Annotated in this window: 18 protein-coding genes; 12 read left to right on the forward strand and 6 right to left on the reverse strand. The window is 40.0% G+C overall.

The features are described from left to right. Positions 1-5: 5 nt before the first annotated feature. The gene (locus VB083_RS07295; RefSeq protein ID WP_213691224.1) at positions 6-473 is read right to left on the reverse strand and encodes a tripartite tricarboxylate transporter TctB family protein; all 468 of its coding nucleotides are present in this window, start codon (positions 471-473) and stop codon (positions 6-8) included. A 33-nt stretch (positions 474-506) separates the two neighbouring features. Then, positions 507-1472 (reverse strand): tripartite tricarboxylate transporter substrate binding protein, encoded by a 966-nt coding sequence (locus tag VB083_RS07300; protein ID WP_213691223.1) that lies wholly within the window; start codon positions 1470-1472, stop codon positions 507-509. Positions 1473-1828: 356 nt separating this feature from the next. Between VB083_RS07300 and VB083_RS07305 the strand changes: the two genes are divergently transcribed. Further along, a complete protein-coding gene (locus VB083_RS07305; RefSeq protein WP_323401925.1) occupies positions 1829-3223 on the forward strand; it encodes an alanine/glycine:cation symporter family protein in 1395 nt (464 codons plus the stop codon). Positions 3224-3290: 67 nt separating this feature from the next. Beyond that, on the forward strand, positions 3291-4208 hold the full coding sequence (gene glsA, locus VB083_RS07310) for a glutaminase A (protein WP_323401913.1): 918 nt from the start codon (positions 3291-3293) through the stop codon (positions 4206-4208). 42 nt (positions 4209-4250) lie between these two features. On the opposite strand, the gene VB083_RS07315 is transcribed toward glsA, so the two are convergent. Continuing rightward, positions 4251-4892 (reverse strand): L-fuculose-phosphate aldolase, encoded by a 642-nt coding sequence (locus VB083_RS07315; RefSeq protein ID WP_323401914.1) that lies wholly within the window; start codon positions 4890-4892, stop codon positions 4251-4253. A gap of 109 nt (positions 4893-5001) precedes the next feature. On the opposite strand from VB083_RS07315, the gene wrbA reads away from it, so the two are divergent. Both wrbA and VB083_RS07325 read left to right on the forward strand, forming a co-directional pair. Beyond that, complete coding sequence (gene wrbA / locus VB083_RS07320; protein ID WP_213691220.1) at positions 5002-5616, forward strand: NAD(P)H:quinone oxidoreductase; 615 nt, start codon at positions 5002-5004, stop codon at positions 5614-5616. Continuing rightward, a complete protein-coding gene (locus VB083_RS07325) occupies positions 5613-6083 on the forward strand; it encodes a methylated-DNA--[protein]-cysteine S-methyltransferase (RefSeq protein ID WP_213691219.1) in 471 nt (156 codons plus the stop codon). Before wrbA ends, VB083_RS07325 begins: the two co-directional genes overlap by 4 nt. Positions 6084-6086: 3 nt before the next feature. On the opposite strand, the gene VB083_RS07330 is transcribed toward VB083_RS07325, so the two are convergent. Further along, positions 6087-6827 (reverse strand): 4Fe-4S binding protein, encoded by a 741-nt coding sequence (locus tag VB083_RS07330; RefSeq protein ID WP_213691218.1) that lies wholly within the window; start codon positions 6825-6827, stop codon positions 6087-6089. A 132-nt stretch (positions 6828-6959) separates the two neighbouring features. On the opposite strand from VB083_RS07330, the gene VB083_RS07335 reads away from it, so the two are divergent. The 8 genes from VB083_RS07335 to VB083_RS07370 all read left to right on the forward strand — a co-directional run bounded on the left by VB083_RS07335 (position 6960) and on the right by VB083_RS07370 (position 13783). Further along, positions 6960-7643 carry a class I SAM-dependent methyltransferase gene (locus VB083_RS07335; protein WP_213699833.1) on the forward strand — a complete coding sequence of 228 codons (684 nt, stop codon included), beginning with the start codon at positions 6960-6962 and terminating at the stop codon, positions 7641-7643. Positions 7644-7657: 14 nt separating this feature from the next. Next, on the forward strand, positions 7658-9196 hold the full coding sequence (locus VB083_RS07340) for an ABC transporter substrate-binding protein (protein ID WP_213691216.1): 1539 nt from the start codon (positions 7658-7660) through the stop codon (positions 9194-9196). Beyond that, the gene (locus VB083_RS07345) at positions 9184-10113 is read left to right on the forward strand and encodes an ABC transporter permease (RefSeq protein ID WP_213691215.1); all 930 of its coding nucleotides are present in this window, start codon (positions 9184-9186) and stop codon (positions 10111-10113) included. The genes VB083_RS07340 and VB083_RS07345 overlap by 13 nt, the downstream gene beginning before the upstream one ends. Beyond that, complete coding sequence (locus VB083_RS07350) at positions 10110-10910, forward strand: ABC transporter permease (protein WP_213695562.1); 801 nt, start codon at positions 10110-10112, stop codon at positions 10908-10910. The genes VB083_RS07345 and VB083_RS07350 overlap by 4 nt, the downstream gene beginning before the upstream one ends. Beyond that, complete coding sequence (locus VB083_RS07355) at positions 10907-11725, forward strand: ATP-binding cassette domain-containing protein (protein ID WP_213699832.1); 819 nt, start codon at positions 10907-10909, stop codon at positions 11723-11725. Before VB083_RS07350 ends, VB083_RS07355 begins: the two co-directional genes overlap by 4 nt. A gap of 1 nt (position 11726) precedes the next feature. Further along, positions 11727-12413 (forward strand): ATP-binding cassette domain-containing protein, encoded by a 687-nt coding sequence (locus VB083_RS07360; protein WP_213691212.1) that lies wholly within the window; start codon positions 11727-11729, stop codon positions 12411-12413. A 94-nt stretch (positions 12414-12507) separates the two neighbouring features. Then, positions 12508-13065, forward strand: coding sequence for a DNA protection during starvation protein (dps, locus tag VB083_RS07365; protein ID WP_213691211.1), 558 nt, complete (start codon positions 12508-12510; stop codon positions 13063-13065). A 196-nt stretch (positions 13066-13261) separates the two neighbouring features. Then, positions 13262-13783: a GNAT family N-acetyltransferase gene (locus VB083_RS07370; protein WP_213695559.1), complete on the forward strand. Its 522-nt coding sequence runs from the start codon at positions 13262-13264 to the stop codon at positions 13781-13783. Positions 13784-13881: 98 nt separating this feature from the next. Here the strand turns inward: VB083_RS07370 and ftcD are convergent, their stop codons facing one another. Together ftcD and gltS are read right to left on the reverse strand one after the other, a co-directional pair. After that, positions 13882-14778, reverse strand: a complete 897-nt coding sequence (gene ftcD, locus VB083_RS07375) for a glutamate formimidoyltransferase (RefSeq protein ID WP_323401915.1) — start codon at positions 14776-14778, stop codon at positions 13882-13884. Between the two features lie 33 nt (positions 14779-14811). Next, positions 14812-16044, reverse strand: a complete 1233-nt coding sequence (gene gltS / locus VB083_RS07380; RefSeq protein ID WP_213691208.1) for a sodium/glutamate symporter — start codon at positions 16042-16044, stop codon at positions 14812-14814. Positions 16045-16057 lie beyond the last annotated feature (13 nt).

Here is a 16057-nt window from a genome sequence, read left to right on the forward strand (position 1 = left end):
GCCTCCTACCAAGGCAACCCTAAAACTCCCATGGGCAATTGAATTCTAAAAACCTGACCGAAAATCAAAACTATAAAAATAGTCACAACTACAGAAACCGTAATTCCTGAAATCCAGCTCGCCTTCATTCTCACCATGAGCAAAATAGAAAAAAGCAATGTAGAAATAACGTATCCCAGCACTCCCATTAACAAGCCATAAACGATCAAGGCTGCAACTATAATAACAATGTTAAGACTGCCCCAGCTCCATTTGAAGGGAGTCTTGTTTGAATCTGTTATTCTCTTGGCTTCCCCAAATTGATACAAACCTCCCAAGAAGAGAATAACACCTAAAAGAGTAGGGAAAAATCCTGGTCCAGGAATCCTTTTTCCGCCTGAAACAGAAGAGGGGAAGGTGTAACTTATAGAAATAACTAAAATAGCCACTATAATTAACAAAATGCCAAAGCATATTTTTACTTTTCGCTGCATAAAAAAACCTCCCCCTCCTCAAATATTTAGGTGCTACTTGAGATAGCCTCCGAGTTCCATTACTCGTTTGAGGTCTGCGTCTTGCTGTTTAACAAATTCTGCAAAAGCCGCAGAATCTCTTACTTTTACTCCAAAGCCATTTTTCTCCATAAAGCTCTTATATTCTTCTGATTCAACAATTTTCTTAAGCGCCATATATAGATCATCAATAATTTCCTTGGGAGTTCCCTTCGGAACGGCAAATCCCCTCCACGTGCCTAAAGACCAATCCACACCCTGCTCTTTTAGTGTAGGAACATCAGGATAGTTAGCTGCTCTTTCATCATCCATAATAGCCAGAGGACGTACTTCCTTGGCTGCTATTTGAGAAGCTGCCTCTGGAAGGCTGCACGTCACCACATCAACATGGCCCCCTAAGAGTTCGATAATGGAAGGCGCCGCTCCTTTTGTAGGAATCCAATCTACGGATTTAACATCAAGACCTGCCTTATCAAGCATGCCTATACGAGCAAGATCCCAAACTCCGCCAGCTGCAGTTCCTGAGAATTTAAAGGTACCGGGCTTACTCTTTATATCGTTAAGAAGATCTTGTAGATTAGCCCAAGGGGCATCTGCCTTTACAGTAACACCCGCTGGATCTTGATTAAGCTGAATAACGTAATCAAAATCTGCATAGTTCAACTCTGTTAGCCCCATCCAATGCATCGTCGCCAATTCAAGGGTCACCATAGTAATAGTGTACCCATCGGGCTTAGCATAGGCTCCAGCAGAGTGTCCTACAGCGCCATTCCCCCCTGTTTTGTTAACAACAGTAAAAGGTTTACCATATGCCAACTCCAGTTGAGAAGCCATAAATCGCGTTAATCGATCAGTACCGCCACCTGCTCCCCAAGGGCATACAACAGTGACACTACGTGTCGGATATGCTGCAAAAGCAACAGATGCTGTTAAAACAAGAACGATCGCCACTGAAAGAATGACACATAACTTTCTTCTCATAAGTAAACACATCCTTTCTATGTTTTACAAACCGTCCCTTCCTATTCAACTTCAACCATATTGTCTCAATATTCTGTTATGCGTAGCAAGAGTATTTCATTCTTATCTTACTGTCAATGAAAACTCTTTTGCATTATCTAAAAAGGCGCCATTATTTTTATCATTCTTTTTTCTTAAAATTTATTTATTAAATAGTATTTTTATTGTATTACAACTTTTAAAATGATACTATGCAGAAATAAAAGCAATTTAAACATTATTTTTTATTTTATTTATATTAAGCAGCTTTATTTCAAACAAAGGAGGGTAATTTAAATCTAATCAACAAATATATTTGGAGGTGTTTAGTATTGCTCATGGATATTGTGAAGTTTGCTAATGGAATCCTATGGGGGAAACTCATGACATGGCTCCTCTTGGGTACAGGTATTTTTTACAGCATCAGACTTGGCTTACCTCAATTTCGCCGCTTTGGACATACATTCAAAGTCCTTTTTGGAAGTCGTAAGTCTGAAACAGGGGGCATTACTTCCTTTCAGGCTTTATGTACGGGTTTAGCCGCACAAGTAGGAACAGGAAATATCGCTGGAGTAGCAACAGCTCTCGCATCTGGTGGACCTGGTGCCGTATTCTGGATGTGGGTTACTGCTCTTTTAGGAATGGCAACAATATTCGGAGAAGCCGTTCTTGCCCAGCTTTTCAGGGTAAAAAACGACGATGGAACATATCGTGGCGGCCCTGCTTACTATCTCGAAAAAGGCCTTGGACAACGATGGATGGGAATATTGTTTGCCATAAGTATTATTGTCGCCATGCCCTTTGTCTTTAATGCTGTACAATGCAACTCTATTGTCGCAGGAATACGAGGTGCATTTTTCCCAAACACCAGCGGAGGCAATACAGAACTTTACCTTGGGATTATTGTTGCAGCTGTTACTGCTTCCGTTATTTTCGGTGGTCTAAAAAGGATAGCTCACGTAGCGGAAATTACTGTTCCCTTCATGGCCGCTATTTACATTATTATTGCCATTGTCGTTGTTGTATTAAATATACATGAACTTCCCGCAATCATAGCAAATATTTTCAAGAGTGCTTTTGGTGCCAAACAAGTAGCAGGAGGTGTTTTAGGACATACCGTCGCGAAAGCATTCCGATATGGAATGGCTCGAGGGCTATTTTCTAACGAAGCTGGTATGGGATCCACTCCTAACGCTCATGCAACAGCAGACGTTAAACATCCAGCCCGACAGGGATTTATAGCCATGTTCGGCGTCTTCACTGATACTATTATCATTTGTACGGTTACAGCCTCTTTAATTCTCATTTCTGGACAACTTGGCAGTGGGAAAACAGGAGTTGAATTAACTCAACTCTCTTTAAAAACAACATTGGGTACGTGGGGACCGACATTTATAGCTATAGCGTTAACTTTTTTCGCATGGACAACCATCCTCGGAAACTACTACTATGGAGAAAGCAACCTCATGTATCTTTTCCCTAATGCGCAAAAAAGCTCCATACTTTTAGTGTATAGAATCGCTGTATTAGGTATGATTATATTTGGAGCTGTTAGTTCCGTTCCTTTCGTATGGGAGCTTGCCGACTTCTTTAATGGGCTGATGGCCTTGTTAAACCTCATCGGTATACTTTTTTTGTCCGGTATTGTTGTTAAAGTTCTCAAAGATTACGAAAATCAGTTAAAGCTGCACCCTAATGTAGAACCAGTATATAGGAACCCCGAATCGAAGTAATCTTCCTCTGCTTTTTGCCCGCTACCCTTAGCGATAGCGCTTGGTTTGATAGGAGGGGAAATAAGAAATGAGAGAAAGATTAACCGAAATTATAGACAAATGCAGACCATTATACACACAAGGAAAAGTCGCTCGATATATTCCAGATCTGGCAAAGGCAGATCCAAAGATACTCGGCGTATCTGTTTCAAATCTCGAAGGGGATATATTTAGTGCAGGAGATAGAGACTTTCGTTTTTCCATGCAATCTGTCTCTAAACTTCTTTCTTTAGCCTTAGCATTAGAGCTTCTTGGAGAAGAAACTGTTTTTTCTCATGTAGGGATGAATCCCATCGCCGATTCTTTTAACTCTATAGTACGTCTTGAAATAGACTATCCACATATTCCTCATAACCCTTTAATCAATGCTGGAGCAATAGTAATCGTATCAATATTGCCCTATGAAAGTGCTAAGGAGTGTTTTGAAGCTATCCTTAATCTCTCTCGGGAAATGACAGGAAACTACAATTTAAAAATTAATGAGAAGACATTTCTGTCTGAAAAAGCGACAGGGGATCGTAACAGATCACTTGCCTTCTTTATGAAAAGTGTAGGAACATTAAAAGGCAATATAGAAGACATTCTAGATGTGTATTTTAGAGAATGCAGCATAGAAGCTACCACTGAAGATCTCGCGATAATGGGAACTACAATTGCCTCTGGAGGAATTAACCCCAAAACTAAGAAACACGTTCTTTCTGATAAAACGTGTAAAATTTTGAGATCTCTTATGGCTACATGCGGTATGTACAATGCTTCTGGAGAGTTTGCCGTTCGCGTAGGAGTACCTGCTAAAAGCGGTGTAAGCGGAGTCATTCTTGCTACTGTACCTCATCGCGGAGGAATCGCAGTAGTAGGTCCCCCCCTTGACTCAAAAGGGAACTCTGTCACTGGCATACGTGTCTTAGAAGATATCGTAAACGAATTTAATTTACGCATTCTCTAAGACGACAAGAGAGGGCCCTTTTCATCGGGCCCTCTCTTTATCCTATTGTCGACCATAGCCTTTGAATTTAAGAACAATCTTCTCCATTTCTTCATCTGATAGAATCACAGGATTACCAATACATTTAGTTCTGTAATAGATTTCAGCTACCAACTCTATTTCTTCTGCCGTTCCAAAAGCCTGTGGTATGGAAGAACCAACAGCTAATAATCCATGATTTTCCATAAGAACGGCATTATAATGACCAATACTTTCAGCTACATTACGAGCCAATTCTGAAGTTCCATAGGTAGCATACGGTGCCAAGGGAACTTTGTTCCCTGAAAATCCTACTAGATAATGTACTGCTGGCAACTCCCAACGTAGACACGCTATAGTTGTCGCAAAAACAGAATGAGTATGGACTATAGCATTAATATCCTTTCTTTTTTTGTAAAGAGTCATATGCATTGCCGTCTCACTAGATGGTTTTCGAGTTCCTTCTATAATATTTTCGTCTATATCCATAATGAGGACGTCTTCTGTTTTCATTTCAAAATAATCAACACCAGTAGGTGTAATTGCAACCTCTCCCGTTTCTCTATTATAAAAACTCATATTCCCGCCAGTTCCTGTAGTTAACCTAGCCGTAACCATTTTTTGACAATATTCCACGATCATTTCTCGTTCTTTCTGAAGCCGCATTCTTTCGCCTCCCAATACTGTTTCACATTGAGCTCTTTATCATAGTACACTATAGAAAGTATTAGGGTAAAATAAAGAAAATTGTTTTATAAAAAAGGAGGTATAACGTATGGAGAAGGTAAAATGTGCCATCATTTATTACAGTATGACGGGAACAAACTATCAAATGGCTACCTGGGCAGCCGAAGCTGCAGAAATGGCAGGCGCCGATGTTCGCATACGCAAGGTACAAGAGCTTGCTCCTGAATCGGTAATCTCCGAAAATCACGCATGGAAAGCACATGTAGAGGTAACAAAAGACGTTAAAGTAGCCTCTTCAGAAGATGTAGACTGGGCTGATGTAATAATTTTCAGCACTCCTACTCGCTTTGGTAACGTTGCTGCACAGATGAAACAATTTATAGATCTCCAGGGAGAATTATGGGCTCAGGGAAAACTTGCAAACAAAGTTGTGAGTGCCATGTCTTCTGCTCAAAACCCACACGGAGGACAAGAAGCAACCATAAAAAATCTGTATATATCAATGATGCACTGGGGAGCTATAATCGTTCCACCTGGCTATACAGACAGCTCTATTTTCAAGGCTGGAGGAAACCCATATGGAACATCCGTTACTCAAAGCTCAAAATTAGGAATGGTTGAAGATGTTAAAGATGCCATCTTTCATCAGGCAAAAAGAACAGTAGAAGTTGCTATGTGGCTAAAGAAAGGACGTGAAATATGAAAAATATATTCTTTTATCATACCCCACTTGGAAAAATCGCAATCGCTGAAAACGAAGGCGCAATTACAAACCTCTATTTCGAAAAAGAAATTCCTGAAGGGGCACCTTTTCACGAAACAAAGTTACTTAAAAAAGCAGGAGAACAATTACACAACTATTTCTTAGGAAAACTCAAAGAATTTGATATTCCTCTTGCTCCGACTGGTACAGACTTTATGAAAAATGTATGGGAGAGCCTTTGCCACATACCTTATGGAGAAACACGTAGTTATCAACAAATTGCCGAAAGCATCGGAAATAAAAAAGCTTCACGAGCTGTAGGACTCGCTAATAATCGGAATCCTATTCCCATCTTTATTCCTTGCCATCGAGTTATCGGTGCAAACGGCAAGTTAGTTGGATACGGAGGCGGTCTGGAAATAAAATCGTTTCTTTTAGATCTAGAAAAAAAACATAAAAGCAATTAGCATTTATGCTTGTTTTCCTGCCTTAGAAAAAGAATATGAAATAACTTTTCTAGGGCAAATGTCTACGCATGCGCCGCAAGAAATACACTCATGGGAATACATGTTTTCTGAGCGAACCATGGCATTGACATCCAAGCTCATGGGACAACTTTTTGTGCATAATTTGCAATCAATACATTTAGACGAATCTGCCTCAAGATGTAAGTGAGGCATTTTTGTTTTTGTGGCTGCCCACTTTCCAGCAATCATAAAAGGGGCAAGTAAACAGCCATAATGACAAAAAGGTCTTCTCCCTATAAGAAGAGACAATATAACGATAGCCCCCATGGCAATATAAAACATTAGATATGATGTAGATGTTCTGAGAGAAAACCCTCCTTCTATACCATATAATGGTTTAATAGCCATTATTCCCCCGGCTTTTACAAATAAGAACATAAGAATAGCAAGCCAGATCATAGCTATGCCATATTTAATGAAATCATATTTGCCACCAACTACTCTACGATCGTTTGCAGGAAAAAGAACTTCTTGTACTGCCCCACCGGGACAAATCCATCCACAAAAAATCCGCCCTGCAAAAAAAGCAATAATAGCTGAAATAACCACAAAAAGAAGACTTGAGGTCACAATACCCCTCAATGCCCCCTGCAAAGTGAGTAGAGGTGAAAGGTAGAACATTGTTATAGGAAGAGAGAGAATAAAAATAACTAGCAAAGTCTTACGTATATTTTGACGTTTCATATAATCCCTCCTTACTTTAAACGACTATACCACAAATACCCGCTTGGGTATATACAAGAACAATAGTAACACAAAAAACAAAAAATGTGCTACCATTACAAGACAATAACTACCTCATCTTTGGAGGACCTCATGAATATATTTAAATCTCAAGAAAAAACTTCTGAAAAAATAGCATCATACTGGAGTTGGCGATCTAAGGTATACGACAACGCATGCTCAAAACATCATCAATGGCATGATATTTTTCTTACTCCTTTCAAAGGGAAGCAACCTCTTGATCTTCTTGATATGGGTTCTGGAACAGGATTTCTTGCTATCGGATTTGCCCAAAAAGGTCATAAAGTTATAGGCATGGATCTCTCTCCAGAGATGGTAAGCTTCGCAAAAAATGAAGCTAAAAAACAGAATCTCTCCGTTGAATTCTTTCTTGGGAATGCAGAGGAACCGCCTTATTTTCCCAATCTATTCGATGGAATAACTTGTCGAAATCTCTTATGGACCCTTCCAAATCCGTTGCAAGCTCTTACCTCCTGGAAAAAGCTCTTGAAGCCACATGGACAACTTGTTATAGCAGATGGTTTGTGGGAGCCCCGACTTTATCTTGCAAAGGAAGAGCCCGTCACTATGAAATTCAAAGAAGCTTATTCTGAAATAAGAGAGCAGCTTCCATTTTTTCTTGGTCTCTCTGTAGAAAATGGCATTTCCCTATTAAAGCAAGCTGGTTTTTCCCAAATCAAAAGATATGATCATCTTTTCTCTGAAAATCCTTATGAGTATAAAAACAAATTTTTTGTTTTATCAGCCAAAATATAGGGAGGGTAATATATATGAGAAGAAATATTTGCTTAATTTTTTGTTTTATCTTTATGTTGTTATTTTTTTCTGGATCTCCGGCTTCAAGCGCTCAAGGGCAACCACTTACTATTGTTTCTGCATGGGAAGCTTCTACAATAGATCCTGTTGTTTCAGGATTTGTTTTTACCCGTATGGGATGTCTTGAAACTCTTGTAACATCTGATAAAAAAGGTGGGATTGAACCTCGTCTTGCTACAACATGGAAAGTTTCTGAAGATGGGCTTATATGGGTTTTCGAACTTCGTAAAGGAGTTATTTTTCATGATGGAACTCCGCTTACAGGAGAAGTTGCTGCCGCTTCATTAAATCGGACTCTCGCCAAAGGCAGCCTCTTTAAAGGAACGCCTATTCAAAGTTTTTCAGGAGAAGGAATGAACGTTATAGTAACAACAGAACGTCCTTTTTCTGCTCTACCTGCGTACCTTGTTCATTATGCTTCAGCTATTTGCGCTCCTTCCTCTTTCGACAAAGAAGGTAAAGTTGTAAAAGTGGTAGGAACAGGATTTTATCGCTTGACATCTTTTCAGGAAGGGAAAGTTATTGACTTCGAAAGCTTTAATGATTATTGGGGAGACAACGCATCAATCTCTCATGCCCGATATTTCGCCGTTCCTAATCCTGAAACTCGAGTTCTCCTTGCGGAATCAGGAGAAGGAGATATTGTTGTAGACATTCCTGCTGATGCAGCTTTGCGGCTTCGAGAAAATAAAAATCTTACAGTTATAAGTGACCCCTTACCTCGCGTTCGTCTTCTCACAGTGAATGCTAAACTCCCCTTTTTCTCAAGTAGCCGTTTGCGCCATGCCCTTTCGTATCTCATCGATAGGGAAGGCATCGCAAAAGCACTATTAAAAAACAACAAATCAGGTGCAACTCAACTTTTTCCAACTGTTTCTGCTTGGCATAATCCCAAACTGACGCCCTTAAATTACGATCCTGAAAAAGGACGTAAGATACTTAAAGAAGAAGGCTGGCTTCCTGAAGGAAAACAAAAAATTCTAACTAAAAATGGACAACCGTTTGTTTTTGAAATATTAACGTATTCAAGCCGTCCAGACCTTCCTGTTATTGCAGAGGTCATTCAGCAAGCACTTCGGAATGAGGGAATTATTGTAAAAATCAGAGTTGAAAAATCGGGAATGGTTCCCGAAGGAAACAAAAACGGAACACTTGAATCTGCTTTCATTGCTAGAAATTTTGGTTTTGTTGCCGATCCTATAGGTACATTAACCTCAGACTTCGGCCCTGAGAAAGGGCGAGGTGGATGGGGAGCTATCAACTGGAATTCAACAACATTTGATGAAGCAGTTAAAACGTACATAGAAACATTCGAAACTGAAAGACAAGTTTCGTTACGGAAAACTATGACAAGCATTCTACAAGAAGAGCTCCCCGCTATTCCAATAGCGTGGTATGACAACCATGTTACGGTTAATCATAGGATTCAAGGAGTCTCTCTTGATCCTTCAGAAGTAAGGCCTTATCCAGAAGGGGTAGAATGGGCAAAATAATATTTTTCGCTCGGACATACTTTTTTCGTATGGTAATAGTTGCTCTGGGAGTGAGTACTCTGTGCTTTCTTGCAGTGGAATTCGCTCCCGGAGACCGAGCTCTTGATGTCGCTATGGCTCGTTATGGTCTAGACGGTGCAACAGCTTCTGCTGTTGAATATGTTCGTACTAGCGAAGGACTAGAGAAACATCCCTTTATTCGCTACAAGGCCTGGCTTTTTTCAGTCATTCAGGGGAGATGGGGGCATTCTCTTGTAGGAGGCGAAGAAATTTTCCCTATGCTGTTACGCTCTTTCAAACGTACAACCCTTTTAGCAGGATTTTCGTTACTCTTGTCTTTCTTATTTGCCTTTCCTCTCGGAATCTATTGTGGACGTCACCCTGGCCATTACGTTGATATCCTCTCTTCTTTGGCATCGAGTGTTCTTGTTTCCTTCCCTTCTTTTGTCAGAGGAGCCTTTCTTATACTCTTGTTGGCTGTCAATTTTCACTTTTTTCCTGTCGCCGGTTTTTCTTCTTTTTCCCACATGGTATTGCCTGCTATTACACTTGCCATCGGCCTTGCAGCAACTTCATCACGAGTCATAGCGTCATCCATTCAGCAAGCCTGCCAAACTGAGCATTATAAATTCGCACAACACAAAGGACTTTGTGGAAAGAACCTCTTCTTCCCTCATGGTCTTCTCAATGCTTCTGTTCCCATCGTAACTTACGTAGGATTACAAGCGGCAGGTCTTCTTGACGGCGTTGTGGTTATTGAAACGCTTTTTGCCTGGCCTGGTTTAGGAAGTTTACTTTTAGACGCTCTCCGTTCTGGAGATATTCTTGTTATTCAAGGTGCTGGATTATTGTTAGGCTGGATTTATGTTACGGTAAACACATTAACAGATTGGTTATCAGAGGGGTTCATTCTATGACAAGAAAACAAAAAGGAGCGATCCTGATTCTCATTGTCCTAATTTTGGGTTTAGTGTTTCTCTTTTTAAGAAATTCGAATCCTTTTGCTCAAAATCTTTTACATACGTTGGAATCTTCGTCTAAATCTCATATTTTAGGAACGGATCATTTGGGAAGAGACCTTGGTGCTCGCATCGCAAAAGGGGCTTTCAATTCTATTCTTTTGTCTGCTATATGTGTCTTGGGGTCTTTATTTATAGGGCTATCTCTCGGTTCTCTCGCAGCATACAAAAAATCAAATATTGAAAAGGGGCTTTTAATATTTACAGACATTGTTATGGCTTTCCCTGGAATTGTCTTGGCAATTGTATTAAGCGCTCTTACTCAAGGAGGACCTTGCGCAGTTGTCATTGCTCTTATCTTTACAGGATGGCCTCAATATTTTCGAATGGTACGCAACCTACTTAAGGGAATTTTAGGAAGCCCTTACGTTGAAGCCGCTCAAATAGCAGGGTTTCCAACCCCTATTCTTTTAGGGAAATACGTATTTCCAAAACTTGTTCCTACCATTGGTGTAATGGCTGCTCTTGCATGGGGAAAGACTATTCTAGAAATATCTTCTTTAGGTTTTTTAGGAATTGGGATGGCACCACCAGAACCAGAATTAGGAGCCATGATATCTGAAGGAATGTCGTACATGAGAACAGCTCCACAAGTTGTTTTTTTACCAGGAACAGTCATTTTTCTTTTTGTCTTTGCCTTTCTTCTTCTTGGGGACGGGAAAAATCGTAATTGTACAGGAGGATATCACATATGATCTCTTCTCTTTCTGTACAGCATCTTTTTATTCTTGATGAGAAAAAGAAACCTCTCGTACAAAATGTCTCTTTTTCCATTTCCTCAAAAAGTGTCTTTTTTCTGATAGGCGAAACAGGGAGCGGAAAAAGTCTCATCGCCCAAACTATTGCAGGAACACTTCCTAAAAGGCTCACCGCCAAGGGCAAAATTTTTTTTGAAAAGCAGAATCTTCTCCTGCTAAAAGACAGTGAAAGGCAAAAGCTCTGGGGAAAATCTCTCTTTCTTATGCCACAAGAACCTTTTTCTGCTCTTAACCCCTTACTCTCTGTTTTCCACCAAGTACGAGAGATATTTGAATATACGAAAGGAATGAAAAGGAATCAAGCAAATGAATCAACAAAAGACATTCTTTCAATATTAGGCATTCCTTATCAAGTTTCTAAAGAAAAACCTCATAAGCTTTCGGGAGGAATGGCCCAAAGAGTGCTCTTGGCAATGGCACTCGCATCTCCAGCAAAATTTATTCTATTGGATGAACCCACCAAAGGTCTAGATTCGTCACGAAAAAAAGATGCCATCCTTCTCATAAAAGAAATTTTAAATAACGGGAAAACGCTTCTTTGCATTACCCACGACCTTTCTCTCCCTCTTGCGATAGAAGGGAATATAGGCATCCTTTTTAGAGGAATACTTGTGGAAGAGGGAAAATCAAAAGATATCTTGGGGTCTCCTACCCATCCATACACGCAAGGTCTGCTAGATGCCCTTCCCGAACGTGGGCTACATCCTATTCCAGAAGAATTACTGGAAAAGCTTGAAAGGACGTGGCTTTAATATGGGGAATATTCCCGTAGTAGAAGGGCAACATCTCTCTAAGATTTTTACAAGGAAAAACAACACTCGTGTTACTCTTTTTTCTAATTTATCTCTCTCTTTATACAGAGGAGAGATTGTAGGTTTATGGGGGTTATCAGGAAAAGGAAAAACGACTCTCGGGAATTTGTTACTCGACATTATCTCCCCCGATGAAGGAAATGTATTATGGAAAGGTGAAAACATATCTACTCTATCTCATAAAGAGAAAAAAAGACTTCGTCCCCTCTTTCAAAAAATTCACCAAGATCCAGGTTCATCTTTTCCCTCTCATCTAAAGATGCAAACTGTTTTTAGAGACTTTTATAAATGGGGAAAACACGCAGTCTTTTCTTCGGAACAACATTGGTGGGATTCTCTACATGAAGGAATGAAAAAGGCATCACTTTCAGAAAAACTTCTCGATAGATATCCATGTCAGCTTTCTGGTGGAGAACTTCAAAGATTTGCCCTTCTTAGAGCAATGCTTTTCTCCCCCCTTTTTCTTGTAGCTGATGAACCTACATCTCGTCTTGATCCTTCAGTCCAAGCCAAAGTCGCACACATGATTGCAGAAGATGCATACAAAAGAAACGTGACTATTCTTTTCATTTCTCACGACAAAGCTCTTTTAAGGGCTATATGTTCAAGGATCATTCACCTCGAATAGTTGTCAGAATAAAACAAAAAGTTTAAACTTAAACGTGCCGACTTCCAAAGAGTATAAAAGCTCTATCAAGAAATAGTAAAAGGAGGCGAGTCACGTGGCAAAAGTTGCAAGAGAAATGGTAGAAAAAGCAGGGATCAATGTCGACCAACTTCTTCAGCTTTTAATATCAAATGCAGCTGCGGAACTCACTACATTCTACTATTACACAATTTTGAGGGCGAACCTTATTGGTCTGGAAGGCGAAGGGATAAAAGAGATTGCTGAGACTGCTCGTATTGAAGACAGAAATCATTTTGAAGCTCTCGTTCCTCGTATTTATGAACTTGGAGGTAAACTTCCCGACGATATGAAAGCATTCCATGACATTTCGGCATGTCCCCCAGCCAGATTACCGGAAGACCCAACAGATGTAAAAGCAATTTTAAAAGTATTAGTGGAAGCCGAACGTTGCGCCGTTCGGGGATATACTCACATTTGTAATATGACAGCAGGAAAAGACCACCGCACCTATGCTTTAGCTCAAGCCATTTTACAAGAAGAAATTGAGCATGAATCATGGTTCTCTGAATTTCTAGGTGAAGGTCCTTCAGGTCACTTTATGAGAAGAGGAGAAACATCACCTTTCGTACGCCCTTTCATGCCATCTGTATAAACTTTCTTTCACTAAATATCAAAGGGCCTCAAAATTTAAATTGAGGTCCTTTTTTCTATTTTGTTACTCTCCTTCCCTATTGGCATATAAAAGAGAACAAACAGATCTTTAATCATGTGGTAAAATCAACTATCTTTATACGCCGTACTGACCAGAGGAATTAAGGCTTGGTGTATCTATAAGAGAGGAATACTGAATGGGAATGCAGCTACAACTGATTAAACCCTCTTTGCATATAAAAAAAGAATATTTAGATTTCGCAAGGGAATGGCAAAAGAATGATGAAGAGATTATTCCCTGGGCAGCTCGGCTGATGGGAAAAGATTATAAATCATGGGTAGAGGAAACTCAAAAAAATGAAAAAACTCCTCCCCCTCATCTGGTTCCTTCCAGTACCTTTTTTCTTATAAATACTGATGGGGTAATAATCGGTGCAATCAACATTAGACATTATCTGAACGAAGCATTATTACGTACAGGAGGGCATATCGGTTACGGTATACGTCCTTTTTTTCGTGGTAATGGTTTTGCAACTCATATGCTAGCCTTGGCACTTCCTATAACTCGAAATTTGGGGATTACAAAAGCACTACTTACATGTGACAAGCAAAACATCGCTTCAGCTAAAACGATCATAAAAAATGGCGGAATACTTGAAAATGAAATAAATGAAGAGACAAGAATTACACAACGATATTGGATTTCTCTAGACATGTAAACATCTACTTTTTCCATAATAGCAAATAACTTATCCCTATAGATTAAGAAATCCCCTCAAATTTATTGTAAATTTGAGGGGATTTCTTTGTTTATTTTTTAATCGAGATTTGCTTCAAGAACTTGTTTCCGACTAAAGTCTTCCAGTCTGAGATAAAATTCAGCAACATCAAGCAATGCCTGCATGGGAGTTAAACCGATTATTTCGCTTCCTACAATATTTACTCCATATCGAGTGGCTTCAGATTTCACCGTCTCAAAAACTCGATGTAGCGGGGTTCCTTCAAAATTTGTCATATTTATAGAAACTTGAGCTATTCCTCGCTCCTCTAACATTACCCCCATAGCACGACAATATTTGTATCCGCCCTTAGCCTCTCTAATCGTCTGGGCAATCTTCTTAGCAATGGACAAATCACCTGTAGAGAGATTGATATTGAATGCGATGAGGAAAGGACGGGCACCGACAGCTGTCGCTCCTGCAGTCGGGTGCATAGTATGTGGTCCCGCATCGGGAGTACGTTCAGGCGTTTTTATAAGCTCTTTCAACCCCTCATATTGTCCTTTTCTAATCTGAGGCAAAGACCTGAGATCAGAACGTTTTGAAGCCTCTTCATAAAAGTAGACGGGGATATTCAATTTATCCGCTATTTCTTTTCCCAAAGAATGTGCGAGATCAACACACTCTTCCATTGTTACATCCGCAACAGGTATAAATGGAATTACATCGGTCGCACCGATACGAGGATGTTCTCCATGATGTTTTTCCATATCAATCAATTCTGCCGCCTTAGCACAGCAGGAAAAGGCTGCCTCTTTGGCAGATTCTGGATTTCCCACAAACGTTAGTACCGTTCTATTATGATCAGCATCGGAAGAATAATTGAGAACTTTAATTCCAGACACTTTTCTGGCAGCATCGACTATGGCTTCAATAACGTCTTTTCGTCTGCCTTCACTAAAATTTGGAACACATTCTACGAGTTTTTTCGTCATAAACACACTCTCCCCTCTCATCGTCCTATCTGGTTATTTTGTCAAAAAGTTAATGAACCAAACTATATTGGGCAATCCAACGAGATCAATCAATACCGCTCCACAAAGAGGAACAATAAGAAAAGCTTTATGAGACATCATTTGATATCGTTCAGATACAGCCCCCATATTGGCCACTGCATTGGGGGTAGCTCCTAATCCATGACCAATAAATCCGGCACACATGACAGCAGCATCATAATCTTTGCCCAACAAGGGGAAGAGAAGAAATGCTCCGATTAACAAAAGGGCTATTGTCTGTAAAGCCAAAATTACGATTAAAGGAATGGCAAGATCGTAAAGTTCCCAGATGCGAAGGCTCATCATAGCCATGGTAAGAAACAATCCAAGAGAGATATCAGAGATAAGTTCAATAGCTTTATCATGAATTTTGACCCAAGAAAAATGGTCATTAAAATTACGGAATACAACTGCAACAAACATAGCTCCTACATAACCAGGGAGACTGAAATTGTACCATTCCTTAATTTTGCCAGATAAGAAGCTCCCTAAAACCATGATTACAAGAACAAGTGTAAGCATTTTCAAAAAGTCGAAACTAGAAAAAAATTGGTCAAATTTTTCTTTTTCAGTTTTTTGAATATAGAGAGCCTCCTGGCTTGCCTCAATAGAAACATGATGTCGATCAATAAGCCATTTCGCCAGAGGTCCGCCAAGAAGGCCTCCAGCAATGAGACCATAAGTCGCCGCTGCAATAGCTACCACTTTTGCTCCAGCAACGCCCAACTCTTCTGCCATTGGCCCAAAAGCCGCAGCAGCTCCGTGTCCCCCTTCAAGAGAAGCAGCACCTGCCATAATTCCAAGAGCTGGGTGAATTCCAAGCAATTTTGCCAAACCTGCACCAAAACCATTCTGGAAAACTGCAAGACACCAACAGAAAATTAAATAAACAATGAGAGCTTTTCCTCCTTTTTTAAGGAGCGCAAAACTACCCCCAATTCCTACTGTGGTAAAAAACGCTATCATCATTGGTGACTGAAGTGCTGTATTAAACTTAATAGCGCCACCACCTTGATGATGCAAAACTAATGCAATTAAAGACATAAGAACGCCACCTATAACTGGTGCAGGAATACAAAAAACTTCAAAAAAACGAACTTTATGACGCAAACCATAACCCAACATAAGCAAAATGGCTGCAAGAGCAGTAGTCCATACGCCATCAAGGTGAAGAGTAAGGATCTTATCAACAAATTCCCACGTCATGAGAATACCTCCT

The organism is Aminobacterium sp., from assembly GCF_034926885.1.
GTDB lineage: Bacteria > Synergistota > Synergistia > Synergistales > Aminobacteriaceae > Aminobacterium.

Coding starts and splice junctions, on each gene's coding strand:
- VB083_RS07295 (WP_213691224.1), bottom strand. CDS start 473: ATGCAGCGAAAAGTAAAAATATGCTTTGGCATTTTGTTAATTATAGTG.
- VB083_RS07300 (WP_213691223.1), bottom strand. CDS start 1,472: ATGAGAAGAAAGTTATGTGTCATTCTTTCAGTGGCGATCGTTCTTGTT.
- VB083_RS07305 (WP_323401925.1), top strand. CDS start 1,829: ATGGATATTGTGAAGTTTGCTAATGGAATCCTATGGGGGAAACTCATG.
- glsA (WP_323401913.1), top strand. CDS start 3,291: ATGAGAGAAAGATTAACCGAAATTATAGACAAATGCAGACCATTATAC.
- VB083_RS07315 (WP_323401914.1), bottom strand. CDS start 4,892: ATGCGGCTTCAGAAAGAACGAGAAATGATCGTGGAATATTGTCAAAAA.
- wrbA (WP_213691220.1), top strand. CDS start 5,002: ATGGAGAAGGTAAAATGTGCCATCATTTATTACAGTATGACGGGAACA.
- VB083_RS07325 (WP_213691219.1), top strand. CDS start 5,613: ATGAAAAATATATTCTTTTATCATACCCCACTTGGAAAAATCGCAATC.
- VB083_RS07330 (WP_213691218.1), bottom strand. CDS start 6,827: ATGAAACGTCAAAATATACGTAAGACTTTGCTAGTTATTTTTATTCTC.
- VB083_RS07335 (WP_213699833.1), top strand. CDS start 6,960: ATGAATATATTTAAATCTCAAGAAAAAACTTCTGAAAAAATAGCATCA.
- VB083_RS07340 (WP_213691216.1), top strand. CDS start 7,658: ATGAGAAGAAATATTTGCTTAATTTTTTGTTTTATCTTTATGTTGTTA.
- VB083_RS07345 (WP_213691215.1), top strand. CDS start 9,184: ATGGGCAAAATAATATTTTTCGCTCGGACATACTTTTTTCGTATGGTA.
- VB083_RS07350 (WP_213695562.1), top strand. CDS start 10,110: ATGACAAGAAAACAAAAAGGAGCGATCCTGATTCTCATTGTCCTAATT.
- VB083_RS07355 (WP_213699832.1), top strand. CDS start 10,907: ATGATCTCTTCTCTTTCTGTACAGCATCTTTTTATTCTTGATGAGAAA.
- VB083_RS07360 (WP_213691212.1), top strand. CDS start 11,727: ATGGGGAATATTCCCGTAGTAGAAGGGCAACATCTCTCTAAGATTTTT.
- VB083_RS07370 (WP_213695559.1), top strand. CDS start 13,262: ATGGGAATGCAGCTACAACTGATTAAACCCTCTTTGCATATAAAAAAA.
- ftcD (WP_323401915.1), bottom strand. CDS start 14,778: ATGACGAAAAAACTCGTAGAATGTGTTCCAAATTTTAGTGAAGGCAGA.
- gltS (WP_213691208.1), bottom strand. CDS start 16,044: ATGACGTGGGAATTTGTTGATAAGATCCTTACTCTTCACCTTGATGGC.